This window comes from Pseudomonas sp. H9 (assembly GCF_004353925.1).
In the GTDB taxonomy this organism is placed as follows: domain Bacteria; phylum Pseudomonadota; class Gammaproteobacteria; order Pseudomonadales; family Pseudomonadaceae; genus Aquipseudomonas.
Window position 1 is genome coordinate 1 of record NZ_SMOK01000018.1, and the last position, 26,211, is coordinate 26,211.

26 protein-coding genes and 1 riboswitch are annotated in these 26,211 nt (G+C 62.2%); of the genes, 4 read left to right on the forward strand and 22 right to left on the reverse strand.

Translation table 11 applies throughout. The features are described from left to right. The 22 genes from E1573_RS15215 to E1573_RS15315 all read right to left on the reverse strand — a co-directional run. On the reverse strand, positions 1–306 hold a 306-nt coding region (locus E1573_RS15215), incomplete at its 3' end, for a hypothetical protein (protein ID WP_133209656.1). Between the two features lie 6 nt (positions 307–312). Beyond that, entirely contained in the window at positions 313–465 is a 153-nt protein-coding gene (locus E1573_RS26735; protein WP_165957337.1) for a hypothetical protein, read from the reverse strand. Between the two features lie 248 nt (positions 466–713). Beyond that, the gene (locus E1573_RS15220) at positions 714–1,556 is read right to left on the reverse strand and encodes a CsgG/HfaB family protein (protein WP_133215099.1); all 843 of its coding nucleotides are present in this window, start codon (positions 1,554–1,556) and stop codon (positions 714–716) included. Positions 1,557–1,583: 27 nt separating this feature from the next. Beyond that, entirely contained in the window at positions 1,584–2,003 is a 420-nt protein-coding gene (locus E1573_RS15225; protein WP_133215101.1) for a curli assembly protein CsgF, read from the reverse strand. Continuing rightward, positions 2,000–2,395 carry a curli production assembly/transport protein CsgE gene (gene csgE / locus E1573_RS15230; RefSeq protein WP_133215103.1) on the reverse strand — a complete coding sequence of 132 codons (396 nt, stop codon included), beginning with the start codon at positions 2,393–2,395 and terminating at the stop codon, positions 2,000–2,002. Before csgE ends, E1573_RS15225 begins: the two co-directional genes overlap by 4 nt. Next, entirely contained in the window at positions 2,392–2,922 is a 531-nt protein-coding gene (locus E1573_RS15235) for a type II secretion system protein (protein WP_133215105.1), read from the reverse strand. Before E1573_RS15235 ends, csgE begins: the two co-directional genes overlap by 4 nt. Then, positions 2,897–3,271 (reverse strand): type II secretion system protein, encoded by a 375-nt coding sequence (locus E1573_RS15240; protein ID WP_133215107.1) that lies wholly within the window; start codon positions 3,269–3,271, stop codon positions 2,897–2,899. The genes E1573_RS15235 and E1573_RS15240 overlap by 26 nt, the downstream gene beginning before the upstream one ends. Positions 3,272–3,276: 5 nt before the next feature. Then, positions 3,277–3,750, reverse strand: coding sequence for a prepilin-type N-terminal cleavage/methylation domain-containing protein (locus tag E1573_RS15245; RefSeq protein ID WP_133215109.1), 474 nt, complete (start codon positions 3,748–3,750; stop codon positions 3,277–3,279). 3 nt (positions 3,751–3,753) lie between these two features. After that, a complete protein-coding gene (locus E1573_RS15250; RefSeq protein ID WP_133215111.1) occupies positions 3,754–5,577 on the reverse strand; it encodes a secretin N-terminal domain-containing protein in 1,824 nt (607 codons plus the stop codon). Beyond that, entirely contained in the window at positions 5,574–6,074 is a 501-nt protein-coding gene (locus E1573_RS15255) for a hypothetical protein (RefSeq protein WP_133215113.1), read from the reverse strand. The genes E1573_RS15250 and E1573_RS15255 overlap by 4 nt, the downstream gene beginning before the upstream one ends. Then, entirely contained in the window at positions 6,074–6,622 is a 549-nt protein-coding gene (pilO, locus tag E1573_RS15260) for a type 4a pilus biogenesis protein PilO (RefSeq protein ID WP_133215115.1), read from the reverse strand. The genes E1573_RS15255 and pilO overlap by 1 nt, the downstream gene beginning before the upstream one ends. Then, positions 6,609–7,151 (reverse strand): PilN domain-containing protein, encoded by a 543-nt coding sequence (locus E1573_RS15265; RefSeq protein WP_133215117.1) that lies wholly within the window; start codon positions 7,149–7,151, stop codon positions 6,609–6,611. Before E1573_RS15265 ends, pilO begins: the two co-directional genes overlap by 14 nt. Before the next feature lies 1 nt (position 7,152). Next, a complete protein-coding gene (locus tag E1573_RS15270; RefSeq protein WP_133215119.1) occupies positions 7,153–7,941 on the reverse strand; it encodes a hypothetical protein in 789 nt (262 codons plus the stop codon). Beyond that, entirely contained in the window at positions 7,922–9,625 is a 1,704-nt protein-coding gene (locus tag E1573_RS15275) for a GspE/PulE family protein (RefSeq protein ID WP_133215121.1), read from the reverse strand. The genes E1573_RS15270 and E1573_RS15275 overlap by 20 nt, the downstream gene beginning before the upstream one ends. 53 nt (positions 9,626–9,678) lie before the next feature. Beyond that, positions 9,679–10,209: a response regulator gene (locus tag E1573_RS15280; protein ID WP_133215123.1), complete on the reverse strand. Its 531-nt coding sequence runs from the start codon at positions 10,207–10,209 to the stop codon at positions 9,679–9,681. 229 nt (positions 10,210–10,438) lie between these two features. Beyond that, entirely contained in the window at positions 10,439–11,083 is a 645-nt protein-coding gene (locus E1573_RS15285) for a SurA N-terminal domain-containing protein (RefSeq protein ID WP_133215125.1), read from the reverse strand. Then, on the reverse strand, positions 11,080–12,609 hold the full coding sequence (locus tag E1573_RS15290; RefSeq protein ID WP_133215127.1) for an ABC transporter substrate-binding protein: 1,530 nt from the start codon (positions 12,607–12,609) through the stop codon (positions 11,080–11,082). The genes E1573_RS15285 and E1573_RS15290 overlap by 4 nt, the downstream gene beginning before the upstream one ends. 11 nt (positions 12,610–12,620) lie before the next feature. Continuing rightward, a complete protein-coding gene (locus tag E1573_RS15295; protein WP_133215129.1) occupies positions 12,621–13,289 on the reverse strand; it encodes an SCO family protein in 669 nt (222 codons plus the stop codon). Next, entirely contained in the window at positions 13,286–13,951 is a 666-nt protein-coding gene (locus E1573_RS15300) for an SCO family protein (protein WP_133215131.1), read from the reverse strand. Before E1573_RS15300 ends, E1573_RS15295 begins: the two co-directional genes overlap by 4 nt. Beyond that, positions 13,948–15,930 carry a cytochrome D1 domain-containing protein gene (locus tag E1573_RS15305; RefSeq protein ID WP_133215133.1) on the reverse strand — a complete coding sequence of 661 codons (1,983 nt, stop codon included), beginning with the start codon at positions 15,928–15,930 and terminating at the stop codon, positions 13,948–13,950. The genes E1573_RS15300 and E1573_RS15305 overlap by 4 nt, the downstream gene beginning before the upstream one ends. An 18-nt stretch (positions 15,931–15,948) precedes the next feature. After that, positions 15,949–21,819: a manganese-oxidizing multicopper oxidase MnxG gene (mnxG, locus tag E1573_RS15310; protein ID WP_133215135.1), complete on the reverse strand. Its 5,871-nt coding sequence runs from the start codon at positions 21,817–21,819 to the stop codon at positions 15,949–15,951. Positions 21,820–22,052: 233 nt separating this feature from the next. Then, on the reverse strand, positions 22,053–22,658 hold the full coding sequence (locus tag E1573_RS15315) for a lytic transglycosylase domain-containing protein (RefSeq protein ID WP_133215137.1): 606 nt from the start codon (positions 22,656–22,658) through the stop codon (positions 22,053–22,055). A 177-nt stretch (positions 22,659–22,835) separates the two neighbouring features. Between E1573_RS15315 and gspG the strand changes: the two genes are divergently transcribed. The 4 genes from gspG (at position 22,836) to E1573_RS15335 (ending at position 26,102) form a co-directional block, all read left to right on the forward strand. Continuing rightward, positions 22,836–23,258 (forward strand): type II secretion system major pseudopilin GspG, encoded by a 423-nt coding sequence (gene gspG / locus E1573_RS15320; RefSeq protein ID WP_133215139.1) that lies wholly within the window; start codon positions 22,836–22,838, stop codon positions 23,256–23,258. 15 nt (positions 23,259–23,273) lie between these two features. Beyond that, on the forward strand, positions 23,274–24,461 hold the full coding sequence (locus E1573_RS15325; protein ID WP_133215141.1) for a type II secretion system F family protein: 1,188 nt from the start codon (positions 23,274–23,276) through the stop codon (positions 24,459–24,461). A gap of 136 nt (positions 24,462–24,597) precedes the next feature. Then, positions 24,598–24,712, forward strand: a riboswitch (TPP riboswitch). A gap of 79 nt (positions 24,713–24,791) precedes the next feature. After that, on the forward strand, positions 24,792–25,439 hold the full coding sequence (locus E1573_RS15330) for a TenA family protein (RefSeq protein WP_133215143.1): 648 nt from the start codon (positions 24,792–24,794) through the stop codon (positions 25,437–25,439). Between the two features lie 3 nt (positions 25,440–25,442). Then, on the forward strand, positions 25,443–26,102 hold the full coding sequence (locus E1573_RS15335) for a TenA family protein (RefSeq protein ID WP_133215145.1): 660 nt from the start codon (positions 25,443–25,445) through the stop codon (positions 26,100–26,102). The last annotated feature ends 109 nt before the right edge of the window (positions 26,103–26,211 follow it).

Genomic DNA, 26,211 nt, shown 5'->3' on the forward strand with positions numbered 1-26,211 from the left:
GCAGGCGCCGATGCTTTTTTCGACGCGCGCGGCTTTGCGGCTGTTGATGAACACATTGGGAGAGGCAGTGGTAATCGTCCCTGAGGGGGATGAGAACAGACTGCCTAGCGCCTCCCCTGCGGCGGTCAGCAAGCTGCCTCCGATGCCGGCCGCGAGACCGGCCAGCAAGGCCACGCCGAACCCGCAGGTGAACGTGGCAATGGCCACCGTAGCCACCAGTGCGATACCCAGGGCGGCTCCGATCAGGAAGCCGCCCAGCGCGCTGGTATGCGATATGTCGTCGCCAAACCTGGCCGCTTCGAACATGAGGGATTACTCCTGTTCGCCAGGCTCGGCGTGGGTGTTGACCGGGGTGCGCGGGGTGAAGCTGAGGGGTTGCAACGCTGGTTCAGAAGGTAAGGGAGAGGCGAGGGTAAACAGGTGTTGATGCTGGGCCAACACCGAGCCGAGAGCGTCCATAATCATGTCAATGCATCCTGCATCAAGCTGAAATTTTTCCAATGAAAACGTGCTTGGCTGGCACTGTCAAATGATGGCAATGAGCCCTTCCTGCCGAAACCCTCGTAGTTTGCGAACCGAAAGCCTGCGTTTGGCCAAGTGTTTCAGCGTGTTCCCAGATGGACACGATGCCGAAGGTTGGGGGCGGACTTGGCCCGCGATTGCGGTTTGTCAGTGACATCGCAATCGCGGGGCAAGCCCGCTCCTACCGAAGTTCAAGGGGTTTGGTATTGGCTCAGGTATTTGTCCAGCGTTGCTTTGTCGCCACTGCCGTCATCGGCCACTTGCCACAGGCGCCGTTCGATACCTTGGGCCAGCAGGTGCCCCACCGCCGCTTCGATGGCAGACAGTACACACAGCTGGGCAGGCTCGTTGGTGGTGTAGCCGACTTCGGCTTCGAGCAGTTTCTTGAATTCGATGAATTTGAACACCCCGGCACTACGCCCGACCGAGTAGATGGTTTTGCTGGTCATGACGTTGGCCAACACCTGGCCGCTGCGCACATCCACCGCCCGCAGGTTGACCGATACCTGGTCGACCCGGTACTCGCGGGACACATCAATCCCCAGGTAACGCGCACCCTCCCCGCCGCTGCGCACGTTGGTGTCGTAGGCAATGATGCCGCCTTCGAGCATCAGGTTGGCCGCTTGCAACGGCGGCAATTCACCCTGAATGTTCAGCGGCGCATCCGGCTTTTTCTGCGAGGCGCGGATGATCTTGCGCTCGGTCAGCAAGTTCTGCAGGCCTTCACGCTCCAGCACCACGAACCAGCCGCTGGCCTGTAGTGCGTCCATCAGCATGCTCGCTGCGCCTTGGGTGACGCTGGTGGAGAACGAACTGGCCGGGGTTGGTTTGTATTGCCCGGTCTGATCACGAAACCCATAAACCACCGCCATCAAGCGGCCCTTGGGGCGCGGCATGTTGAGCAGGTCATAGTAGGTCGAGGCCCGCGGGGTCAGCGTCGGGCTTTCGGTGTCCTGTTCAGCTGGCATCGGTTCACGCAGGCTGCAGCCTTGCAAAGTGGCCAGGATCAGCAGTGTGCTCAGAAATCGTTTCATGATTGTCACTCCCCATTCCCTGGCCCTTCAAGGGTTCAGGCCATTGACCATAACTTCTGAAATTTCACCGGTTGCACGGTCGGTAATCTGGATGGTCAAGGCGCCGGAATCATCCAGCACGTTGATGATGAACGCGTCGGTCTGCAGGCTGCCGGTATTGCCGTTGTTGATGTTATTGAGCAACTGCGACAACAGCCGCGATTCCAATTGGCTGGTGAAGCGTTCGAGGGCCGAGGTACCAGCCAGTGCCGAAGCACGGTCTTTGATGGCTGGGTCTTCGTGATCGTTCTGTGCCTGGGCGTTGTTCAACAACCAGGTACCGTTGAGCGGGTTGCCGCCAAACGCCGGGTTGACCGGGGTGTACACCAGTTCGGTGGCAACGGCGTGGCTGCCCAGCGCGGTCAGCAAGACCAGGGAGGCCAGGCGGCAGGTATTGTTGTTATTCATAGCTCATCCCTCTCAAGATCAGTGGTGTCCTGCAGCATCATCTGCAGCTTGCGCTGGATGATTTGCGCCTTGACCAGGTCAGCCGCTTCGTACGCGGCGTCCTTCAGCTCTGTGGTGTTGGGTGGCAAGAAGCGCCGGTAGATCACGCGTTGTTCATACTCGACCGTTACCAGGCTGCCCCAGCGTGCATCCGGCCGTTCCCGTACCACCAGGTTGAAATCCAATTGGCTGGTGGCACGCAGCCGATCGGCGAAGTTGTTGTAAAAGTCGTGGCCGATGTGCGAGATGGTGTTGTCGACGATAAACCCCATCATCTCGTCTTCGGCGCCGCCGTGGGCCGTGCCGTTCAACAGCACCAGGGCCAGGGCGCAGGCAGCCAGGCGGCGGTTCATTGCCCCACTCCCTGAGCTGGGCGCTTGCTGCCACTGGCGGCGGATTCGGAAAAAGCTTTCTCCGCCACGAACTGCCAGTCGGAGTAATGCTGCAAGCCATCGAAGTCTGACCATTGCGCGGCAAACCCGGTCTGTTTCAGCGGCGCCTGGTCAGATTGGCTGTAGACCCCGGTGATCCGGCCATCAATGGAGCGCAGCAGACCCCACTCATCGCTGCCGGTAATCGGATCTGGGTACAGCCGGCGCAAGTGGCGTTTGATCCCCGGGTAGCGTGGGTCTTCGAGCAGTTCGTCGAGGGTTTGCGGGTACTGCGCCAGGCCCGGCGACTCACGGTAGTAGCTGCGCAGCGCTTGGGCATATTGAGTGCCGACCCAGAGAAGGTCGCGCTCACGTTCGCGCAGGCCCTGGGTCGACCACAGGGTAACGGTCGAGCTCAATGCGATACCGGTCACGGCGATCAGCAGCAACACGCCCAGGTAGGTGAAACCCGCCTCGCTGGCGCTACCACTCGGAATAAAGGCTGCCATCTCGCGCCCTCCCGGTTGCACCGCTCTTGATATCAGCCACCGCCCCAGCCACGCCTTCCGGCGGCGCTACCACCTGCCAGCCATCACGGCGTTCGGTGATCGGGTCCATTGGCGCATTGCGCAGGTAACGCTGCTCGACCAGTTGCTCCAGTGACTCGGGATAATGCCCAGTGTCGCCGTAGTAATGGTCCAGGGCTTCGCGCATTACCGCCAGGCTCTGGCGCAGGGTGGCTTCTCGCGAAGTTTCCAGGCTCTGGAAATAGCGCGGCATGGCAATGGTCATCAAGGTGGCGATGATCGCCATCACCACCAGCAACTCGATCAGTGTAAACCCTTGGTTGCGTCGCATGCTGGTCACCATTGCCCGTAGGCGATGCCGTTCAGGCCCTTGCCCGGTGCCTTGGAGTAGACGTCGAAGACGTCCTCCCCCTCACGCGGGTTTTGTGCCGAACTGTCGTAGGAACGCAGCCCCCAGCCACCCTCGTCGTCGGCCTTGCGGCTGCGCAGCGGGTCGTGGGGAATGCGCCGCAGGAAGTAGAACTTGGCCCCTTTGGCGCTGCGTACATCGCGTACGCCATCCACCAGCACCTGCAGGCTGGGTGGATAGCCGCTGGCGTTGAGCGACTTTTCGATGTAGCCGGCGTCAAAGGCCCGTTTATACGCGTCGATGGCATCGCGAATCTGAAACAGCGCGGTTTTCAACTCCTGCTCCTTACCCCGACGTACCAGGGTTTCGGTCAGTGGTGCGGCAATCGAGGCCAGCAACCCGAGCAGCGCCAGGGTCAGCATCACTTCGATCAGGCTGAAACCTGCCATCGAGCGTTTCATGGCTCAGGGCCTCACCGCAGTAGGAACGGCGGCCAACGGTTGCTCTTCATCAACCTCGATCGGGCCTTTGAGGTTGCGGATCTGCATGCTGGTTTCGGTGCCCGACGGGAACTCCATGTCCGACGGGCTCTGGTACGGCAGGTTGCGTACGATGCGCGGGGTGATCGACAGCACCAGCTCCGACTGGCTCCGGTCATTGCGGTTGCTGCCAAACAGTCGGCCCAATCCGGGTATGTCGCCCAGCAGTGGGATCTTGTTGCCGCTGGCGCCGTCGTCGTTGCGTACCAGCCCTGCCAGCACCTGGGTTTCGCCGTCATGCAGACGCAGGCTGGTCTGGGCGTTGCGGGTATCGACCTGGACCGGGATGGTGCCCTGGCGGGTCGGTTCCAGTGGCTTGGCGTTGCTGACCTCCAGCGAGACCTTGATCGCCACTTCGTTGTTCAGGTGCACCACTGGGGTCACTTCGAGTTTGAGACCGACGTCCAGGTAGGTGATGCTCTCGGTAATCACCGGCCCCTGGGTCGAAGGCACCGAGGTGGCGCTGACGATTGGCACCCGCTGACCGATATGGATACGTGCCTGCTCGCGGTTACTGACGCGGATCACCGGGCTGGCCAGGGTGTTGATGTCGTTGTCCTGGGCGTTGATCTTGGCTTGTGGCGAAGGCGAGATGGTAATGCGCGAGGAATCGATACCGCGCAACTGGTCCAGGGTGGTCACGCCCTTGCCGTCTTCGTTGAGCACCCCGAAGGTGTTGGGCCACTGCAGACCAAGTTCGAGGATGCGCGAGCGCGCCACTTCCATCACTTCCACTTCCAGCACCACTTCCGGGTTGGACTGGTCCTGCGACTGCAGCAGTTTCTCGGCCATGCGCACTGCATCCGGGGTGTCGCGCATGGTCAGGGTGTTGAGGCGCTCATCGACGAACACGTCACGGGTTTTCAGCATGGTCTTGACCATGTTCAGCGCGGTGTTGGAATCGATGCTGGTCAGGTAGAAAGTGCGCATGACCAGTTCTTGATAGTCCTTGGTTTTCTGCGGTGAATCGGGGTAGATCAGCAAGGTGTTGTCGTTCACCACCTTCTGGTGCAACTGGTTCTGTTCCAGCAACAGGGCAACGGCGTCTTCAATCCGCACATCGCGTACGAAGATGGTGGCCTTCATGTCTGGGCGCAGGTCTTTGTCGAAGATGAAGTTGAGCCCGGCGACCTGCGACAGCACTTCAAAGATGGTTTTCAGGTTGGCATCGCGAAACTCCAGGGTCACTGGGCGTTCCATCTTGGTGCGCAGTTGCGGATTGGTCTGGGTAGTGCGGCTCTGTACCAACTCGATGTCTTTGCGCAGGGCCAGACCGTCCTGGTTCTGCAGGTCGAGCATCAGCACTTCACGCATATGCCGCTCGGCGCCGAACAGATCGCCCTGGCGCAGCGCTGCCTGGCCGAGGGCCACGCGTTCACCGATGTTGTTGATCTGTTCGATCTGGCGCACGGCCTCCTGGGCCCGGCGGTTGTTCGGCTCCAGCGTCAGCACCCGCCCATAGCCCATGCGCGCCCCGGCAAAGTCATGGCGGCTGCGGTCACTGTCGGCCTGGGTCAACAAGGCTTCGATGGACTGACGACGGCCCTGCACCACGGCAATGTTCAACTCGGTGTCGCGCGGATTCTCCTTCAGCGCCTCCTCCAGCATGCTGATCCCAGCTTCGTACTGCCCTTCGGCAATCAGCGCCTGGCCGTCCTTGCGCACACCGCTGGTTCCACAACCAGCCAGCGCGACACACAGTGCGAGCATCAAAAACGGCGCCTTGTTGCAGCTCCTGGACGAAATCATGGTGCGCTCCCTACAGACAAAGTCTGGGACAAGTGCAACGGCAGGTAGACCACGCTCAGCTCCGTGGCGGAGATGTGCTCGATCCGGTAGAGGTCATCAATCACGTCGCCACGCCGCACGACGTACAACTTTTCGCCGCTTTGCAGGAACACTTGTTGGTCGTCACGGTCATGCAGACGGCCAACAAACTGAAAAGGCAGTGCCGGGGCTGCTGGTGGTAAGGCTGCAGGTGCCGCGGCAACCGGTTGTTCAGTGACCGTGGCCATCTGTACCGCCGGTTTCCAGTTCTTGCTCGGGAACAGGTCGCGCAGTTTCAGCGCCGCAACCTTGGCGGTCTGCGCCTCGGCCTCACCAGCGGCTGCGGCCGTTTTATTGGCAGCCACGGCCACCGCATCGCTGTCAGCAGGCTGCTCGTCGAAGAAATACCCCGGCGCCAGCGCCAGGGCGGCGGCAGATCCGAGAAAGGCCAGCCAGGCCAGGCGGCGTTGAGTGTTCATCATGACCTCGACAGGTAAAGGGTCATACGCAGGCGACCGGTCAGCTCGCTGTCGCCGATCTTCTTGCGTTGCAGGTCAACGTCTTCCAGCACCAGGGCCGGCAGTTGTCCAAGCAGGGCGTGAACGAAGCGGCGAATCTGCGGGTAGCTGCCGCGCACCGGCAACAGGATCTGGTAGCGCGCCAGTTGCGTCTTGGGATCTACTCCCAAGGCATATTCGCCACGGGCCAGGCTGATGTGTTCGGCCTTGGCCAGGGTGTAGATGCGATCAATGGCCACGGTGGCCTGAGGCTGGGCCGGCAATTGTTTATGAAAATCCTCCAGCTCACGCTGTGGTACCTGTGGCAGCTTCAAGTCTCCCTTTTTCAACTGCTGCACCTGCGCTTGTGCTTGCAGCTGGTGCGCTTGCAGCTGTTGCAGTTGCTGCCACTGCGGCAGCAGCACAGCAACGCCGTACACCACCGCCAGCGCCACCAGGGCTCCACCGGCCAGGCCTGCGACGCCCAGCTGGCGGGCGCGTTCGTGCACAATCAGGCTATGGATGCGCATTGCCGATCTCCCAAGTAGCGGAAAGATTGAACTGCACAGGATGCTCGGGCTGCTTGGCCATGATTTCGTGGTTGAGCAGCGACACATCGCTCAGCTCATTGCTGGCTTCCAGGCGCTTGTGGAACGCCAGCATGGCTTCCAGGTCACGGGCTTCGGCGCTGATGCGCACCTGGCCTTTGCGCGCATCGGGGGTCAGGGTCAACAGGGCTACGTCGTCTTGCGGCAAGGCTTCAAGCATGTCGAACAGACGCTCCCAAGGGCGCTGCAATTGCTGGGAAACGCTGCGCATCTGCGCCAGTTTCTCGGTTTGTTCGCGGCTCTGGGCCGGGGTCAGCGACGCTGTCGGCTCAGGGCGTTTGCCCAACTGCCGCTCCAGCGCTTCGAGTTGATGATCGAGGCCCGCCTGTTGCTGGTTGAAATGCTGCCCAAGGACAACGGCAACGGCCAGCAGGCTGGTGCCAACCGCCAACAGCACCCAGGCCGAAAGGGCCGTGCGCCGTGGCTGAAAATCCAGTTCCAGGCGGCGCATTTCAGGCCACCGCTCGGGTCATGTGGCACAGCACATCGGCGGCTTCACCGTCCAGTTCGCAAAGCTGCACGCCCTCAAGCGACGGCGGTTGCTCCTGGCGCCCCGGCGCATGGAGGAACACCGGCAGTTCGCGTTCATGGGCGTTGAGTTCACACTGGCGGGCAATCAGCGCTTGCAGTGCGGCGTCGCTGTCGCTGCCGCCCTGGGCACTGATTTGTTGCCACACCCCGTTCTGAGCCAGCAGGCACACGGTGCGCTGTGGCTCAGCCAGGACGAACAGGAAATCCCGCTGCCCCAGTTGCTCGGCAAAGCGGTTGTACGCCGCCATCAGGTACGGGCGCACCGAACGCAGACGCAAACCGAGGTCGCGGCAGTGGTCGTGCAGACGTTGCAGCAAAGCTTCTGGTACAGCGGTGGCAATCCGCGCCGCACCGGCGGCCTCGGGTGACACCACCAGGCGCCAGCCGTCCAGGCTTTGCCCGTAATGGGCCTCAAAGCAAGCCCGGGCATAGTGATGCAACTCATCGGGGCGATTGATCGCCGCGCTCCAGGGCACCAGGCAGAAGCGGCAATACTGCGCCGACAGCAGCAGTTGCAGCTCGGCGCCTTTGCACGATTGCTCAGCCAGCAGGCTGTGCAATGTGTCCAGGGCCAGGTTGGCGGCCTGGCTGCGCTCGGCGATAAAGCCCAGGCTACCTAGCCAGCGTTGGTCTTTACCCTGGCGTTGGCCCAAACCGACACCCTGGGCGCCGAGCACGGCGATAAAACGATCAGGCGACAAATGTGACACGATTGATCTCCTCCAAGGTGGTCCGGCCATCGCGCACCAGTTCCAGTGCCGAACTGCGCAACAGGCGCAAGCCGCGTTGACAGGCCAGGGCCCTGATCTGTGCCAGGGGCCGACGTTCAACAATCATTTGCCGCAGTTCGTCGTCCAGGTGCAGCAGCTCGGCGATGGCGGTGCGCCCGCGATAGCCGCTACCGCGGCACTGACCGCAACCGCTGCCGTGAACAAAGCGGTAATGCCCCACCTGCCCCGCTTCCAGCCCCGACAGGCTCAGTTCTTCATCAGAGGGTTGGTGAGGGCTGGCGCAGTGCGGGCACACCAGGCGGATCAAACGCTGGGCCAGCACGGCGTTGAGGGCGGAGACAAAGCTGTAGGGGTCGACCTGCATCTGGCTGAAGCGGCCGATCACATCAAAGACGTTGTTGGCGTGGATGGTGGTGAACACCAGGTGGCCGGTCAGCGCCGACTGCACGGCGATCTGCGCGGTGTCCGGGTCGCGGATCTCGCCGACCATGATCTTGTCCGGGTCGTGACGCAGGATCGAACGCAAGCCACGGGCAAAGGTCAGGCCTTTTTTCTCGTTGACCGGGATCTGCAGGACGCCGGGCAACTGGTATTCCACCGGGTCTTCAATGGTGATGATCTTGTCTACGCCGTGGTTGATCTCGCTGATCATCGCGTAGAGGGTGGTGGTTTTGCCGCTGCCGGTGGGACCGGTGACCAGAATCATGCCGTAGGGTTCGTTAGCCAGGCGCCGCAGGCTGCGCAGGGTCTGGTCTTCAAAACCCAGGGCTTGCAGCTGTACACCGCTGACACGGTCGGCCAGGTCTTGCTTGTCGAGCACCCGCAGCACTGCGTCTTCACCAAAGATGCTCGGCATGATCGACACCCGGAAGTCGATCTGCCGGGCGCTGATGCCAATTTTGAAGCGACCGTCCTGGGGCACGCGCTTTTCACCGATGTCCAGCTCGGCCATGACCTTGATCCGTGAGATCACCTGGTCGGCGAATTCGCTGCCGCTGACCTTGCTGATGCTGTTGAGCACACCGTCGATGCGGTACTTGATCACCAGGCCGTTGCCAGTGACGCCCAAGTGGATGTCGCTGGCGTGCATTTTCAGCGCGTCGTAGAGGGTCGAGTTGACCAGTTTGACCACCCGGCTCTGGTCTTCGCTGATGCTGGCCAGCGACAGGCTTTGCAGGGTGTCGAGTTCGTTGACCGCTTCGCTTTCGGTGTCCAGCGAGTCAACGGCATGAAAGCTTTCTTCATGGCGGGCGAGGAATCCGGCCAGGTCAGCGGCCTCGACCAGGTACAACGGTGCGCCTTGCAGGCAGTCATCGATCCAGGCCAGGCGGGCGCTGTCGAAGGGGTCGGCGAACACGCCCAAGGCCTGGCCGTTATGTTCCAGGAAGATGAATTCACGCTTCAGGCATTGCGCCAGGCTGACCCGCTCGAACAACGGCGTGGCGGCGAACAGCGCCTGGCTGTCGAGTACCGGGTAATGCAGGGTGGCGCCCAGACGGGCAATAAACTCAGCCGGGGCAAGATTGCAGGTACGTTGCAGGGTGTCGAGGAGGCGTTCGCCGTTTTGTTCGGCGCATGCCCTGGCCTGGGCGAGCAGATCACGTCCAAGCGGTACCGGGGCACTGACCAGGGTGGAGACTGCAGCGAGCGACACGATTTCCATGACTTGCTCTCCAGCGCGGAGCGCGGCAAGCCATGTTCAGGTCTGCTCGCGCGTTACTCCCCGGTGAGCAGTTGGTCTTCGTCCGGTTCCGCCTTATCCACGCCTCGTCGGCGATCTGCCAGAACCCAACTACCGTCGAACAACTGCAGGGGGAAACTCTCATTCCTGCTTTGGCGTCGCTCGACGAACCCTGTGTCTGTGTTGCCCTCGCTCCCGTCTTCGCGCTTGATCCCCATCAGGTCGTTGACTGCACGGGCCAGTTCCGCCAGCGGAAAAGGCTTGAACAGGATATGACTGACGCCCAGCTGGTTGGCACGCTCACGGACCTCGGCGGTCGGGTGAGCAGTGATCAGCACGAAATGACAGTTCCTGCTCTTGCGTACAGCCTCCAGAACCTGAAACCCCTCCATGTCGGGCAAGCGGAAATCGAGCACTATGACGTCAGGTTGCGTGCGCTCGGCTTCACCGATTGCACTGGCCCCGTCGTGGGCAACATAGACGCTCAGGCCTTGCGCCTCCAGGTACGCCTGGATATTGCCGGCAAGGGTCTGTTCGTCATCGACTACCAATACTGTGTTAACCAAGGTCGACTCCTTGAAGCATCACAGGTCCGGTTTCCCGGTCTGGCGAAGTGCGACCTTGTACAGGCTTACGCATGCTTCGTGCCAGACCGCTAACGGCGCTTTTCAATGTGCTATGTCGTTGATTCTTTAAGCGTAGACGCAAATGGGCCGTGACCCGTTCCCCAATCCTGGGGGCCAGATGGCGTTTTGCCTCTACTGGTGTCCCCAACATTGGGGGTCAGAATAGTCGTCAGTCAAGTCGCTGCACCTGCCCGGCGTCACGTAGACGCTGCAGCAAGGCAAAACGTGCTTGCGACTGTTGTTGATCGACCAGCAAACGTTTAGCCAGTTCCAATCCTTGCTCATTTTCGACAGAACTGTCACCGCTTTGGTTCTGTGCCTGCGCAAAGGTACTGGCGTTGGCCTGATAGAACGCGCGGATCTCGGCCGGGCTCGGCTCCGGCACCTGGGAGGCTTGCATGAACACCTGCTGGGCCGCCAACTCGTGGCGGGTGTAGTCAACGAAGCTGTCACGGTCAAAACCGGCATCGGCCAGGCGCTGCTCGAACGGCTTGGCATTGCCCAGGGCCTGGCGTAGCTGTTCAATCTCTGCGTCCACCTCTGCGTCACTGACCGCGACTCCCTGACGTTGCGCTTCCTGCCACAGCAACTCCTTGTCGATCAGGTCATTGAGCGCCTGCTCACGCAAGCGTTTGTACACACTGGGATTACGAATACTGGTCAGCGCCCTGCCCTGCGCCTGCAGGTAATCGGCGAAATAGCGCTCCAGGCGCATTTGACTGATCGGCACACCGTTGACCTGCGCGGCGGCAGGGCCTTCTTCAGCCTGCACGTGCAGCGCCAGCAGGCACAGCAACACGGTCAACAGTTTCATGGTGTACCCCCTTCAGCGACAGGACGATAAACCGCCACCGGATAAAACACCGGGCCGGGCATTTCCACGGTCACCACATGCGCCCCGGCCAGCCCCTGACGGCGGCCCGGACCAAAATTCAACGGCGGTGTAAGGCCGGTCTGCACGTCATGCAGGCTCTCCAGCGCCTGGATGAGCTTTTCACGGCTGGCGTCACGGCCGACCTGTTTCAGCGCGTCCCCCAACAGTTGCACTGCGCACCAGGCGCCGACTTGCAACACCCCTTGGCGCCCATCCAGGCCTTGCCTTGCGCGCATCTCGCTCAATGCCTCGCGGCCCGCTGCGGTCCAGTCGCCAGGCACGAAGGGATAGGCCAGGAACACGCGCCGTGACCAAGCTTCAGGCACCCAGGGCAACTGGCTGGAAACCTGACTGGCCGTGGCGAACAGGTACGGTGCGCGCTGGCTCTGCTGTAGCTGGTCAGTCAGGCGGCTGAAAGCCTCGGCCTGCCCCAGGAAGAACACCGCCTGCGCGTCTGGCGCCTGCTCACTGAGGGGCTCGGCTTTGACCTTGCTCCAGCCGCGGCGCTGCAACTGCTGCTCCAACTGTTGGGCCAGGCTGAGCTGCGCCGGCTCGGCGTAAACGATCCGTGTATCCACCTGCTGCAGCGTCAGGGCGCCTTGGGCATAGTCCGCCAGGCTCAGCAACTGGTCATCAAGCCCCGGTAATGGGTCAAAAATCTGCGGGCTGCGCGACAGCGTTGGCGCGGCACCAATCAACGGTACCCGTGCCTGCTCCAGACGCTGTGCCAGCACCGGGTCGAGGGCCGGTGCCAGGGGCGAGATCAACGCGAACACTTGTTCCTGCTCAAGCAGCTGCGTCAACGCGCGCTCAGCGCTGGCCGCATCAGGCCCCGGATCGACGTTGATCAACTGCAACTGCCGCCCGTGGATGCCGCCTTGCTGATTAAGTTGTGCAATGCGGTCGTCAAGCACGGCAGCCACCACCCGCGCCGAGGCTGCCAGGGCACCTTCGGCTGGCAGCAAGGTGCCCAGGCGCAGGGTGTGCTCCTCCAGACCTGGGTCACGGTCATCGGCCAAGCGCTTGAGGTAGGCCGTAAGGTTGCGCTGGTCGGCCGTGCTCAGGACGAACCGCGGCATGATCGGGTCAAGCCGGTTACCTGCCGGATCGCGCCCCTCTTGAATCGCCCGGGCCAGGCTGGCTTCGGTATACGCCGGATAGCTGCGGCCATTGATTTGGCGTAGCCCCTGCCCGACCACCAGGCGTTGCCAACTGAGCACCGGTGGACGTACCCCCCCCTCAGCCCGCCCCAAGCCATCGGCACCATGGCAACTGGCGCACGGCACGACACTGGCAGGCACCAGCATATCGGCCGCACCGACCCGCGCCGACACCTGCGCATCGCTGCTCGACAGGCCTTCGCGGAACAAACGTTTGCCCGCCAGTTCCGCCGGTGTCAGCTCCAGGCCCAATGCCAGCGTGCTGGCAGCCAGCATCAGCAGCAGGGTCGCGGTGCGCAGCGCCATGATCATGACGTTCAACGCCCAGCCAGCGGTTGCGACAGCAATTGCAGACGTTGGGCGATGGCCACCGGCGGTGCATCCGGGCGGATCTTGCTCCAGCGCTTGTTGGCCACATCACCGGCAATCAGCTGAGTGGAGTGCTGCTCAGGGCTGGGGATCAGATGGCCAAGGCGCATCAGTACCAGGTCCATCTGCGCTTTTTCACCGGTCAGAAACAGCCAGTTGGGGCCATCCACTCCCTGTTTCTGAGCAAACTCCTTGAGCACTTGCGGGGTGTCGTTGGTGGGGTCACTGCTCAACGAGATGAAGGTCACTTTGCTGGCGGCCTCCTCCCCCAGCGCTTCACGCACTTCACGCAACTTGCGGGTAATCAGTGGGCAGGCGTCATTGCAGTGGGTGAAGATGACATTGAGCAGCACCACACGGTCCTTGAGCACATCGCTGTAAAAGCGCAGTGAGCGGCCATTCTGGTCTTGCACCAGGCTGTCGGTGAAATAGGTCTGGGCGTCATGGGTGCCGCCGGTAGGTGTGACCGCGCCAGCCGCCGGGGCTGGAGCGGGCTGGGCTTCGGGCGCGTGCCCTTCATGGGCAAACGCCACCGAGCTGAGGATCCACAGGCACGCCAGCAGCGCCAGCCAGTCGCCACCACGCATGACTGAGCGGTGTGAAGTTGCACTGCTCATGGTTGCACCTCCTGGGCGATGGCGGTGTGCTTGGCATGCACACGGCGCGCGCTAAGCCGATCGATTTCGCTGACCAACAGCGCTGGGTCGGTAAAGCCGTAGAACCGCGTCCACTTACCCGTGCGGCCATCCCCTACAAGGATCAGCGGTGGGTGTTCGCTGAGGTTGGCACTGAAACTCCCCAGCCCCTTCAGCGTTTCGGTTACGGCATAGGGCGATCCGGTCAGCCAGCTCCAGCCCGGCCCGACCTGGAAGGCCTTGGCGTAATCCTGCAGGCGCTTGGCGTCGTCACGTTGCGGGTCAACGCTGATCGACACCAATTGCACGTCGTCACCGACCCGCCCGCCCAACTGCTTCTGCACCTTGCCCATGATCGACGAGACCACCGGGCACACCGTTGTGCAGCTGGTGTAGATAAAGCCCATGACCACCAGGCGATCAGCAACCAGGTCCTTTTCCAGGCGCACCGGCATGCCATTCTGGTCAAGCAGTTGCACATCGGCAAAACGTACCGAGGTTTTCTCCTGGTGTGCAGCCGGTGGAGTGTGGCCACTGTGGTCGTTGTGGCTAGCGTGATCGACACCGCCATGGGCTTGGGCAAAACCACAACTGACGGCCAACAGGCAGAGGCTGAACAGTCTGCAGCGATCGAAGATTTTCATCGCACACTCCTTGAACCCGAGTCGGACGCTTGTTGAGCCGCAGCGGGAAGCACCCGCAGGCTGGTGTAGTTTTTCTCGGCGAACGCACTGCCCAGCGACGGGGCTTGTACATGCAGGTACCAGGCGCCGGCCTCGGCCAGCTCCAGCGGGGCTTCGTAAACACCGTCGCCGATTTCATGCACACGGCTGTCACGGGGCAGCGAAGACGGGGCAAGGAAGTAACGCACGCTCAGGTCTTTGATACCGTTGCGCGGTTTGCCGTTGCCTTCAACGATGCGAAAGCGCGCGGTAAACGGGGCACCCTGCACCACCACCTTCGGTTCCAGCAAGAACTCGACCTGCGGTTGCTGCCGGTGCGGCGCGGTGGCAGACGCAGCCACTTCGGTGCTGAAGCAGTGGATGATTTGCGGCTGGTTAAGCAGGAACGCCACATCGAAGGTGCCGGCCGCCGGCAGCTTGATGGTCGAGCTGTACACTCCCGGCGCCACTTCGCGCAGGCTGCGGTCGATGACCAGCGCGGCACGGGCGTTGTGGCCCCGGTTGGCATAACCGGACATCGGTGCGTTCATGCCTTCGGCATAAAAGTAGGTGGTGTTGTCTACCGGGTTGACCACAAACACCGAGTTCTCGTCACGGGCCACCGTCAGCCCCTGGGCCAGTGGCAGGTCACCGGCCTGACGTGGCGCCGCGGCGCCAGCTTCAAAGCCCTGGACAATAGGCTGGCGGCCCTGGCCGAGGCTACTCAAGTTGACCATGGTGACCTTCGACGACGCCAGGCCGCGAATGTAGGCGTAGGCCTTGGTAAAGGTCAGTTGATAGGGCTCGGCGGCCACCGGCAGGCTATGGATCAGCTGGTCGGTACTGGCGTCGATCACCAGGGCTTGACTCTCCAGGGTGTTGAGGACGATGCCGAAGCGCCCGTCAGCGCTGAAGCGCATTGGCCCCAGGCCCTGCTTGCCCTCGATGCGATGGCGCAACGCGTGGCTGCGGGCATCGATGACACTGATACTGCCGTCGCGCCCGTCGGCCACATACACCGCCTGGGACAAGGCCGAATAGGCCACAGACAGTGGATGCGAACCGACTTTCAGGGTTTTCACCAAGCGCATCTCGCTGGCATCGATGACGCTCAAGGTGCCGCTGTCGCGGTTGCTGACAAAGGCATAGCGGGAATCGGCGCTGAAGGCGATTTCGTGATGGCCGGTGCCGGTGGCAAAAAACTTCATGGGCTTGCGACTGTGGACATCGATGACCGTGACGCCACTGTGCGCCGCATCGCCGGCGTTGTTGCCCACCCACAGCAGACGCTGATCAGGCTGCAGCGCCACCCGCAGCGGTTGCTTGCCAGCGCTGATGCTGCCCACACGCTGGAAGGTCCCGGTGTCGATCAGCGCGACCTCCCCGCGCTCGGGCATCGACACGAAGACCTGCTTGTCATCGGTGCTGGCGACCCAATCCATGGGCACACCCGGCAGTTCAATGCGCGCCAGGGTGCTGGTTACCCCGCCGACCGACACCGACGGGTCGATGACGGTCAGGCTGGCATCCTTGTTCAGCACCAGCAGGAAGTAGCTATTGAGATCCAGCAGCGGCCGCGCGCCAATGCTGCTTTTAAGGAACAACGCCACCCGGGCCTTGCAGCTCTTGTCGCGGTCTTTGGCGGCGTCGCCGGTCAGGGCCGGGTCCAGCCAGGCGCCGGGCGAAACGCCCGACAGTGGCTGGCCGCTGTTCTGATCGGTGACTTTGAACAACACGTTGGCAAACGCTCCCTCGGTCAGCACCGCCTCACCGGCCAGCGGCTTGGCCTCGAATTCAACCGTGACCCCGTCACGGCTGAGTCGGTGCAGGGCCTGTGGATCGCTCTCGGCCAACTCGCTGCGCGGGTCGCACCACAGGCTCTCGTAACTGACCCCCAGGCCCATCAGGGTCAAACCTGCCATCAGGCCCAGGTACAACGGTCGTCTGTTTTTCTTATCCATGACCTCTCCCCTTTACCCTTACTGCGCTGGCGGTGTAGTCGGTGGTGCTTCTTCGGTTACCCGCAACAGCCCCCACAGTCCCGAGGCGTTGCCATAGGCAGCATAGTCACGGAACAGGTAGTCACCCGGTACAGCGTTGCCGCCACCGGCACTGGGCACCATGAAGCTGAAGTGCGCCGCTGGCAGTACGCTCTCCTGAGCGCCGATGAACATCGCCTGCGGGTTGTAGCCGAAGCGCACCGAACCGATCCCCGGCAGGTTCAACGGATAACCGCTGACATCCTGCTTCTCGGCCTGGTAGTTGTGCAGCGGCCACAGGTGACCATCGAGTTGGTAGGTAATGCCACGGCTCCCCCCGGTCGGCATCAACACATGGTTACGGAACGGTTGACCCGGCTTGACCCACAGCACTGGTGTTTGTGGATCGCCACCCACCAGTGCATTGCTGTAGGCCATGTGGGCGTTGGGTACATCTGCCCAGCCGTTGCCATCGGCGTGGCCGAAAGGTGCGTCCGGGGCCAGGCCGAAGCGGAACCACAGCGGTTCGGTCTTGTAGTTCATGGCCATGTTGGAGTTGTCTTTCGGATCGCCCGGCACGCCGTTGCCTTCAGTAGCGATGCCTTCGACCGGCCGACCATCGGCCCAGCGCATGTTCAGCGAGCGCTGCCACAGCGTGGCGAAGTCGCGGTAGGCCGGCTGGCCAGGGACTTGCACCGTGGCCGAAGCACGGCTGGCACTGTCTTCCGTCCAGGTGGCGGTCTGCGGCAGGATGCTCATGCCCCCGATCAGGCCTTTTTGCCCCTGTTTGATGACATCGGCCGGGGTGATGTTGAGTCCTCCAAACTCGATAGCGGTGGTGTTGATGTTGTCCACCGAGCGGCCAGCCTGAGACACCGGTTTGCCTTCGCGTTCCAGGTGCCCGGCGTAGTACTGGTACACCTTGTTCGGGTAGGCACCACTGCTGCCACTGCGCGGCGGTACGGTCTGCACCGGGTTCTGACCGACGTTGACACCGTCCGACTTGGTGATGTCATACGCCAGCAGTTGGGCGTGCAGGCCGACGTGGCTGGACGGCCGCATCAGGTTATTGTTGAACGCCGTGGAGCCCTCGCTGCCGTAACGGTCGCGCTTGACCACGTTCTGCATCACGGCAGTGCTTGGCAGGTCTGGCATCACCATCGGCAGGCGGTTCTCCAGGGTCACTTTCAAGCACTCGCCTGCTGCTGCACGCAGTACCAGCGGCTCGATCGGTACACCAGGTTTGAGCTTGCCAGTGACCGGGTCAAGGTCAGCCTTGCGCACGTATAGGATCGCCGTTGGGTCGTGCAGCGGACCGCTGTGACCACCGATGGTGAAGGTTTCACCGTCTTCGGGATCGGTCACGGTGACCTGCGGGATGGCGGTACGACGGCTGTTGTACACCAGGGTACCGCCATTGGCCTTCAGCGGCCCGCCGACATGCTGGCCGACGCCACTTGGGTCGTTGATGCTGACCCCCAGTGGATTGCTCAGGATGTCGTTGGCCAGTGCCGCCACGATTTCGTAGCTGCGCTGTACCGTTGCCCGGGTGCCGATGCCGTTGGGGTTGGCGGTAAAGCGTGGGCAGATACCGTCAAAGGCCACGGTGTTGCGCGCTGCCATCGGCTGAGGGTTGTTTGGCAAGGCGAACAGGTCGTTGCGCTGGGTGGTGTAGTTGCGCATTACCCCCCAGATCCCGTTCCAGTAGCCTTCGTGGGCAGCATCGAGTGAGTACAGGTAGTCACCGTTAGGCGACGACGAGCTGGAGATCATCGATACCGGCGCCATGAAGCCCAGTTGCTCGGAGATACCCACCATCTGCGAGGACTTCCACCCCGAGTTGGAGCTGTTACCAAAGCCCGAGCCGTTCTGCAGCCACTTCAAGCCATGCAGGGTCACGTTGTGCTCCTCTTCATGACCACCGGCGTGCATCCGCAGGCGCACGTTGTCGCCGGAGTAGGTGCGCAGCATCGGGGTGAACGGATCCCCTGCTTCGGCACCGCCCTTGTTGATGTGCGGTGGGAACAGCGTAGTACCGCCGGTAGGGCCGACCGCCGAGGTGATCAGTGCTGGCGACAGGTTCATCGCCGGGATCGCACGGTCAGTCCGGCTTTGCATGGCGAAGGCGAGGTCACCGCCCATGCCGTCGGCCTGCATGCCGCGCTTGCCGTCCGGTGCCACCTTGTAAGGGTCGAAGACCCGCAAGGCCAGCGGCTCGTTGCGGTAGTTGACGACAAACATGCCTGGGTCATCCACCGAGATGGCCTGTGGGCAAGGCCGCGACGGGCAGCCCGGGAACAGACCTCCACGCGATTCGACCACCGACTCCAACAGGTTGGAAGCGGCCTGGCGCACCGGTGGGTTGATGGCGAAACGGAAGGTGTCTGCGGTGGCCGGGAAGGCCTGGGCATTGGGGATACCATCCGGACCTGCGCCCACATACACACCCGCTTCATAGGCATGCTGGAAGTCGCTGTATTCCAGGAAGAACTCGCGATAGCTGTCGTTGCGACCGTCGCCATCGTGGTCGCCGGTCTTGACCACTGCTTGCCAGGACGTCGGACCACCGTCTTGGCGCAGGGCTGTGTTGTACAGCTGTTCGCCGGTTTCAGCGTGATACCAGGTCGAGCCGGCAGGCTCGGCCAGCACCGTGGCGTACAGCCCCAACTGTTGGTGCGTCGATGGGCCGAGGTGGTCGTGGGTAAAGATGGTGCCCAGGCCACGGTCGACGTTGTGCACGTTAACCACCGGGTCGGCGAACCAACGTTGCATGGCGGTACGCGCGCCCAGCCAGTCAGCCCGACCGAAGCGCCCGAAGTACGGGTGCGCCTTGGCCACTGGGCACGCGGCTGTGCCTTCGCGTGGATCACCCGCAGTACATTCGTTGTATTCGCGAATGGCGCGGATGCGCTCGACCACAGTGCCGGGTGAGAGGATGCCGTCTTCGTAGTTCCAGCCGTTGGCTGAACCATCGGCAGCGGTCAGGTCCCATTTTGGCAGGTGAATGTGCTGGCCGATCACGTCGGTCGGGGTGCGCACCTGATAGTCATCCATCTCGTAGAACGAAGGAATCAGGTTGGTGTGCTGGTACATGGTGCAGTCGAAGGTGTTCATGCGCATCACCAGCGGCTCTGGTGGACGCTGCTTGGTGATCACCGGCCAGGCGTCTTCCCACAGCGCAATGATGCGCGCTTGCGGGAAGTGGTAGCCGACTTTGTTGTACACCGCGTCAAACTGGATGTTGGCGCCCTTGTAGATCCGCGGGCGGTCGGCGGTGAAGGTCGAAGAGCCGGTGAAGCTCATACCGTCGAGGCGCTCACCGCTGGCAAACTCACCGAGGCCGGCGGCCACGGTCAGGCGCTTGGCGCGGTCGTCCATGCACGGTTCAAAGAACGGTGCGCCCGCAGTGGGGAGTGCACCGTTGGTGCGGAAGTTACGGGCAACGGTCTGGTTGCCCGGCAGCACGGCATAGCTGGGGTGTTCCAGCTTGGAGTGGAACTGCATCGCCGCCTGTTCGACATCCGTGCCCTCTTCCGGCAGGAACACTGCTTTGGCCTTAGTGATTTCCTTGGTGAAGTCCAGCGCAGTGGTGGTGACGTCAGCCTCGCCACCGGCGGCAATGCCGTCCAAGGCATGGCGTGGCAAGCCACCATCCCAGCCATCAACCTGGCCGGCATCAAGGTTGGCCCACAAGGCATTGCCAGAGTTTTTCAGCGCTTGCGCTTTGGCCGGGTCAAGCATGTCCAGCGGCGGGGTTGGCGGACGCTGGCCCACAGTGCTTTCAATGCCGCCGATCCAGAACGGATAGCCGGGGTTTTTCAGGCTGCCATCCAGGTTGCGGTTGGCGTCGGTGCGATCCACCAGTGCCACCGAACCCACGGCCCGAGGGGCAGCGTCGTGATGACCGGAGTCATCGTCGCCTTCCTCTTCGTCATCATCGTTTTCAGCTACCAGGGTTTCTGCCAGCTTTGGAATCACCGAAACGGCACCCGGCATCGGTGCCATGGCCTTGCCAGGCAGTGGCACAACCGCCGGAATCGGCGTACCGGCAATGATCTCGCCGTCAGGCAGCGCCCGAGCACCGGCAGCCGGTTTACCGCTGCGCAGGGCATACGGCTCACTGTGATAACCATCGGTACCCTGGCCGGAGACTTCCAGGCGAGTGCCTTCTTCAAACACGTCATGCACCCGCCACATGCTCCACATACCTTGAGCGAAGTGTGGGTAGAAGTGGCAGTGATAGATGGCATCGCCGGCTACCCGGTTGCGGTTGCCCGAACCACCGTTGGCGATTTCGTAGGTGTAGCCGACCCCCGGGCCAATGCCCTGGGCATCGACATAGTCGGAGTTGTCGTCGTTGGGGTTGAACAGCCACTGGTGCCCGTGCAGGTGGAAAATATGCTGTTCATGCCCATTGTGCGTGTTGCGGAATTTGACGAAGTCGCCAATGTAGCTGTGATTGACGTTGGCCGGTTCCGACGGGAACAGGGCCATGGTGGCCTTGACCCCTACCTGATCGGCGTCCGGGGTTTGCCCCGGGCGAAGGTTCTCCAGGCCGACGTTGGCCGGCACATCCACCAGCATGGCCACATCACCGACGGTGTGCGAACTGAGGAAGAACTCTTCATAGGCGCACGACAGGCAGTCATGCATCGGCCCGACACCCAAACGGTTGGCCACCACTTCGGCGCCCATGCCGCCTGAGCCGTAGTTGATCATGAACGAGTCGCGGGTCGGTTCCAGCACATGGCCCATCACCGGGTCTGCCCAATAACCGGGGAACGCCTGGGTCGCGGCCGCTTCGTCGGTGAACTGCGCGGCAAAATCGCGGAACGGCTCCAGGCGGTTGGGGATCGCCGGGTTGCGCTTGCCGATGCTTTCCAGCGGGTAAGTCGACGCCGGGAAGCTGCCATCATCATTCGGGCCCATGACCACGGCATCGGACTCACTGGAGATGATCTCGTTGCCATCGACCATGGCAATGATCGGCGAACCGGCCTTGCCTTCGCGGATCCAGGGTTCGCGTTGTGGGTAACGGGCCTGGTAGTCAACGATCGGCTGGCCGGTGGGGGCGCGGCCGGTGGTGGCCAGGCGCATCTCTTCTTCAGTCAGGGTATTGCGGTAGGTACGCGCATTTTTCGGCAGCACCACCACTTGGCCGAACAGCCCGTTGGAGACGTTACCGGCAGCGCCCTGACCGCCAAAGGTGGCGCCCTGGCTGGTGGCAGCGAAAGCCCCTTCGCGCTCGGCGTACAAGGTGTAGCTGCGGCTGGAGCCCGGGGCGATCAGAAAGTTACCGTTGCGCCCGGAGTTGGCGGCGATGTCGCCGATGTTGTTCACCGCTTGCATGCCATTGACCTGAAAGCCGACATGGCGGTCGGTGACCTGGTCGTCGACGACAAACCCATGCTCACCACCTTGCTCGTTATCTTCGGCGCCTTCGTTCTCCTCGGCTTCGTTCTCTTCGCCTTCGTTTTCTTCTTCGTGATCAATCCCGTGTTTGTTCGGGTTGGCCTGGTAGGCCAGCAGGTTTTGCAGATTAACGGTGAGGCAATCGCCGGCAGCCACCCGCAGCACAATCGGTCGCGGACGCTTGTCCGGACGCAAGGTGACCTTGCCCGGTACCGCCGCGCCGCCGTGCTCCAGCGACACCTGGTTCTCATCGACCACGTCGCGGCGCAGGGCGAACATCATGCCGTTGGCATTTTGTGCGCCCAGACGGTTGAACATCAGTGGCTGATCCAATGCCACCACGTTGGCCACCAGATTGCGCTCGCAGCGCACGGCAGCTTCGCTGTCTGCTTGCCAGCCAAACGTGGCGGCAGTGAACAGCAATGAAGTCAGGACAGAGCCTTTAATCGGAGTCTTCATGGCGTGCCTCGGTGGTGCAAGTGGACTCTGAAGAGGCTTCAGCAAGCCTCATGCCATTCTTTTTTTTCGTTATTTTTCAACAACCTGGTTGCGCTAATGAATCTCAATTGGGGCTTATCCCCCGCTATTCCCCACTATTCGGGGGAACTGTAGGAGCGGGCTTGCCCCGCGATACGACTTGACTGACACACCGCAATCGCGGGGCAAGCCCGCTCCCACCAAAAGCACGGCGTTCACAGCGGCGCATCCATCGCCAGGCCCTGCAGACGCCGGTACTGGCGCAGCACTTTCGGCACATAGCGCTGGGTTTCGGCATACGGCGGCACCACACGACCACGACGCATCACCGCATCGGGGCCAGCGTTATACGCGGCCACCGCCAGGGTGATGTCGTTGTCGAACAGGGTGAGCATGCGTTTGAGGTAGCGCGCGCCGCCTTGCAGGTTGGAGGCCGGGTCCCAGGCATTCTTGACGCCCAGCTCCTTTGCGGTGTCGGGCATTAATTGCATCAGCCCCACTGCACCGCTGGGTGAGCGGGCATTGGGGTTGTAGCGCGACTCAGCCTGTATCACCGCATGCAGCAGTGCCGCAGGCAGGTCATTGGCCTCGGCGGCCTCAGCCACCAGCTCGGCGTACGGCATACCGGTGATCATTTGTGCCTGGTCGCTACTGGCCAGGCTGCTGGCCGGTTCGCTGATTACCCGTTGGTAGGTTCGCCCGGGTCGGTGGACGTTGGACAGCACGTAGCTGCCATCGGCCTTGATAGAGATGAACACATCGGCCTGAACCGGATGCGTCCAGGCAAACCAGATGAACATTCCTGCAGTGAGCCAGTGCATGTTGCCACCCTCCCCGTTGGATTCCCCGAAAAGTGGGGCATATGCCCCGATTGCCGAGGCTTTTATCCCTTGACGCAAGCACTGTGCCGCCTTGCCGGCCCCGTCCTGCAAAGGCTTGCTGCAGACGCGCACGGCAATTGCATAGGCCTTTGCAGGCGTACGATGGAGGGCCTTGTCATGAGTAAAAAAAAACATGCACAACAGGGATTCACCCTGCTCGAACTGCTGGTGGTGTTGGTGGTACTGGGGCTGCTCGCCGGTATCGTCGCCCCCAAGTACTTCAGCCAGTTAGGGCGCTCGGAGGCGAAAGTGGCCCGAGCGCAGATTGAAGGCCTGAGCAAGGCCCTGGACCTGTATCGCCTGGAAGTGGGGCATTACCCCAGTTCCGAGCAAGGGCTGCAGGCCCTGGTAGCCGCCCCCAGCGACGAGTCACGCTGGTCTGGCCCCTACCTGCAGAAAAAGGTCCCGCAAGACCCATGGGGGCGCAATTACATCTACCGCCAACCCGGTGAAAACGGCGAGTACGACCTGCTGTCCATGGGCAAGGACGGCCAGCCTGGCGGCGAAGGCGAAAACGCCGAGGTCACCAGCTGGCAGTAAGCGGAGGATGTACACATGCGCTACGAGCTCAAGGCATTGGGAAAATCCGGTGTGGTGCTGCTGACACTCGACGCCCAGGACGCCGGCCAGGCCCGCCTGCAGGCGGAACAGCAAGGCTTGCGGGTGGTCAGCGTGCGCAACTGCGAGCGCTTCGCCCGGCTGCGCTGGCGGCGTGCGGAAACCTTCGACCTGGTGTTGTTCAGCCAGGAACTGACCACCCTGCTCAATGCTGGCCTGCCGCTGATTGACGCGTTGGAAAGCCTGGAAGAAAAAGAAGCTGCGCCCCAAGCCCGCAAAACCCTGGGTGAACTGGTACGCCTGCTGTATGAAGGTAAATCCTTCTCCCAGGCCTTGGGTCAGTTACCCAGCGTGTTCCCGGCGCTGTACATCGCCCTGGTGCAATCCAGCGAGAAAACCGGCGCCCTCGGCGATGCCCTGGGACGCTATGTCGCCTACCGGCAGCGCATGGACGAAGTGCGGCAGAAGATCGTCAGTGCCTCGATCTACCCGTTGCTGCTGTTGCTGGTTGGCGGTGGCGTGGTGCTGTTTTTGCTGGGCTACGTGGTGCCGCGTTTCAGCCTGGTGTTCGAAGGCCTGGGCACCGAGTTACCGTGGCTGTCACGCTGGTTGATGCAGGCAGGGATGTTCCTGCATGCCCACCAGGCGCCGATGGGCCTGGGCTTTCTCGGGCTAATGGTGAGCCTGTTCGTCCTGCGCCGAGACCCACGGGTGCGGCGCTGGCTGAACCGGCAACTGGAGCGCTTGCCAGCCCTGCACCGGCGCTTGATGATGTATGAACTGGCGCGTTTCTACCGCTCGCTGGGGATTCTGCTGCAAGGCGGCATCCCGATTCTTACCGCCATGGAGATGGCCCGCGGCCTGCTGGGGGCGGCAGGCAAGCAACGCCTGGAAATGGCCTGCGAGCGGGTCCGCGAAGGGTTGTCATTGTCTGCTGCACTGGAGGCCGGGCACTTGGTGACACCCGTGTCTCTGCGCCTGCTGCGTGCCGGTGAACAGTCGGGCAACCTGGGGCAGATGATGGAGCGCAGCGCCGACTTCTATGACGAAGAAATCAGCCGCTGGATCGAGTGGTTCGTGCGCTTGTTCGAGCCCTTGCTGATGACCTTCATCGGCCTGTTGATCGGCCTGATCGTCATTCTGATGTACATGCCGATTTTCGAGTTGGCCTCCAGCATTCACTAGCTCACCTGGCAATTATGTCGGGGGGTAGGAGCACTGCAAGCTGCAAGCTGCAAGCTTCAAGTGCAAGCTGACTTTGCGACTTCAGGGGCCTGAAGGGGCCAGCGACGTGACAATCCTGCGTACTTGCTGTATAGATTCGGCCACCAAGGGGAGCCCGGCAACGGGCTGAGAAACCGCTGGCGCCTGCAGCGCGGTGACCCTTCGAACCTGATCCGGATCATGCCGGCGAAGGGATGGGTATGGCCAACCTGCCTTTTTGCCGGTCTCATTGCGAGGCCGCCGATGTCTGAGTTACCCGGTCTCGCTGTCGCCCCCATCAAGGACAGCACCATGACCGAACGCTTCACCGAAACCCTGCGCCGCCAGAGCGAGCCGAGCTGGACGCAATCGATCGAACACCGCTTCGTCAACGAGCTGCTCGACGGTACGCTCGACGACGCGGTGTTGATCAACTACCTGATTCAAGACCACCGCTTCATCGATGCCTTCGTGGCCTTGCTTGGCGCGGCCATTGCCAGTGCCGACACTTTTGAGGCGCGTATTCGTCTTGGACGTTTCACCGGAATGATTTGCGGTGAAGAAAACACCTACTTCCTGCGTGCATTCGAGGCCCTGGGGGTCAGCGAAGCACAGCGCCTTGACGCCCCCGATTCGGTGCCGACCGCCGGTTTCAAGGCGCTCATGCGCGAAGCCGCTGCCACCCGCTCTTACGCCGCCGCCCTGGCAGTGCTCAACGTCGCCGAAGGCATGTACCTGGACTGGGCGCTGCGCGCGACAAAACCACTGCCGCCTCGCTTCGAACATGCCGAATGGATCACCTTGCACGACAACCCCGACTTTCAGGACTTCGTCGCATTCCTGCGTGCCGAGCTTGATCGCGTGGGCCCCGCGCACGCACAGATCAGTACCGATTTCTTCCTGCGTGCCGTGACCCTGGAGCACGACTTCTTCGACGCTGCCTACGACCTCAAGGGATAAGCCATGGACATCTTTGACCGCCTGAAACACGCTGCCCACAAAGACTGGGACAGCTACGTCGATCACGCCTTCGTCCGTCAGATGGGTGCCGGCACCCTCGCCCAGCCTGCGTTTCGCAATTACCTGGTGCAGGACTACCTGTTCCTGATTCAGTTCGCCCGTTCCTGGGCCCTGGCGGCGTATAAAAGCCGCACGATCGACGATATCCGCGCAGCCCAGGCCGGCTTGGCGGCGATTCTCGATGAAACCGAACTGCACGTGCGCCTGTGCCAACGCTGGGGCCTGTCACCCGAAGAACTGGCCGCGACCCCGGAGCATCAGGCCACCGTGGCCTACACCCGCTTCGTGCTCGACTGCGGCGCAGCCGGCGACCTGCTCGATCTGCACGTGGCCTTGGCGCCCTGTGTCATTGGTTACGCTGAAATCGGTCGCAACCTCACCCCCGACGGCGTCGAGGCGCTGGGTGATCATCCGTACCGCGACTGGATTGCCGAATATGCCGGTGCTGGCTACCAGGGTGTGGCCACCGCTGCCCGTGCGCATCTGGATGACCTGGCGGCACGGACCATGACCGAGCGACGCTTCGAAGAACTGGTCAAAGTGTTCGCCCAGGCTTCGCGCCTTGAGGCTGACTTCTGGCAAATGGGCCTCGACGCCGCCTGAAGCCCCCTCCGGTAGGAGCGGGCTTGCCCCGCGATAGCGATCGGTCAGTCACATCGCTTCGCGGGGCAAGCCCGCTCCTACCGAGGCGAATCAGTAGTCGTAGCGATCC

Bases quoted from the DNA above. Each gene is read 5' to 3' on its own strand.
- E1573_RS15245 (WP_133215109.1), bottom strand. From the start codon at position 3,750: ATGAAACGCTCGATGGCAGGTTTCAGCCTGATCGAAGTGATGCTGACC.
- E1573_RS15220 (WP_133215099.1), bottom strand. From the start codon at position 1,556: ATGAAACGATTTCTGAGCACACTGCTGATCCTGGCCACTTTGCAAGGC.
- E1573_RS15335 (WP_133215145.1), top strand. From the start codon at position 25,443: ATGGACATCTTTGACCGCCTGAAACACGCTGCCCACAAAGACTGGGAC.
- E1573_RS15300 (WP_133215131.1), bottom strand. From the start codon at position 13,951: ATGAAAATCTTCGATCGCTGCAGACTGTTCAGCCTCTGCCTGTTGGCC.
- E1573_RS15240 (WP_133215107.1), bottom strand. From the start codon at position 3,271: ATGCGACGCAACCAAGGGTTTACACTGATCGAGTTGCTGGTGGTGATG.
- E1573_RS15290 (WP_133215127.1), bottom strand. From the start codon at position 12,609: ATGGCGCTGCGCACCGCGACCCTGCTGCTGATGCTGGCTGCCAGCACG.
- E1573_RS15250 (WP_133215111.1), bottom strand. From the start codon at position 5,577: ATGATTTCGTCCAGGAGCTGCAACAAGGCGCCGTTTTTGATGCTCGCA.
- E1573_RS15330 (WP_133215143.1), top strand. From the start codon at position 24,792: ATGACCGAACGCTTCACCGAAACCCTGCGCCGCCAGAGCGAGCCGAGC.
- E1573_RS15285 (WP_133215125.1), bottom strand. From the start codon at position 11,083: ATGAAACTGTTGACCGTGTTGCTGTGCCTGCTGGCGCTGCACGTGCAG.
- E1573_RS26735 (WP_165957337.1), bottom strand. From the start codon at position 465: ATGATTATGGACGCTCTCGGCTCGGTGTTGGCCCAGCATCAACACCTG.
- E1573_RS15255 (WP_133215113.1), bottom strand. From the start codon at position 6,074: ATGAACACTCAACGCCGCCTGGCCTGGCTGGCCTTTCTCGGATCTGCC.
- mnxG (WP_133215135.1), bottom strand. From the start codon at position 21,819: ATGAAGACTCCGATTAAAGGCTCTGTCCTGACTTCATTGCTGTTCACT.
- E1573_RS15315 (WP_133215137.1), bottom strand. From the start codon at position 22,658: ATGCACTGGCTCACTGCAGGAATGTTCATCTGGTTTGCCTGGACGCAT.
- E1573_RS15325 (WP_133215141.1), top strand. From the start codon at position 23,274: ATGCGCTACGAGCTCAAGGCATTGGGAAAATCCGGTGTGGTGCTGCTG.
- gspG (WP_133215139.1), top strand. From the start codon at position 22,836: ATGAGTAAAAAAAAACATGCACAACAGGGATTCACCCTGCTCGAACTG.
- E1573_RS15265 (WP_133215117.1), bottom strand. From the start codon at position 7,151: ATGCGCCGCCTGGAACTGGATTTTCAGCCACGGCGCACGGCCCTTTCG.
- pilO (WP_133215115.1), bottom strand. From the start codon at position 6,622: ATGCGCATCCATAGCCTGATTGTGCACGAACGCGCCCGCCAGCTGGGC.
- E1573_RS15295 (WP_133215129.1), bottom strand. From the start codon at position 13,289: ATGAGCAGTGCAACTTCACACCGCTCAGTCATGCGTGGTGGCGACTGG.
- E1573_RS15235 (WP_133215105.1), bottom strand. From the start codon at position 2,922: ATGGCAGCCTTTATTCCGAGTGGTAGCGCCAGCGAGGCGGGTTTCACC.
- csgE (WP_133215103.1), bottom strand. From the start codon at position 2,395: ATGAACCGCCGCCTGGCTGCCTGCGCCCTGGCCCTGGTGCTGTTGAAC.
- E1573_RS15225 (WP_133215101.1), bottom strand. From the start codon at position 2,003: ATGAATAACAACAATACCTGCCGCCTGGCCTCCCTGGTCTTGCTGACC.
- E1573_RS15305 (WP_133215133.1), bottom strand. From the start codon at position 15,930: ATGGATAAGAAAAACAGACGACCGTTGTACCTGGGCCTGATGGCAGGT.
- E1573_RS15275 (WP_133215121.1), bottom strand. From the start codon at position 9,625: ATGGAAATCGTGTCGCTCGCTGCAGTCTCCACCCTGGTCAGTGCCCCG.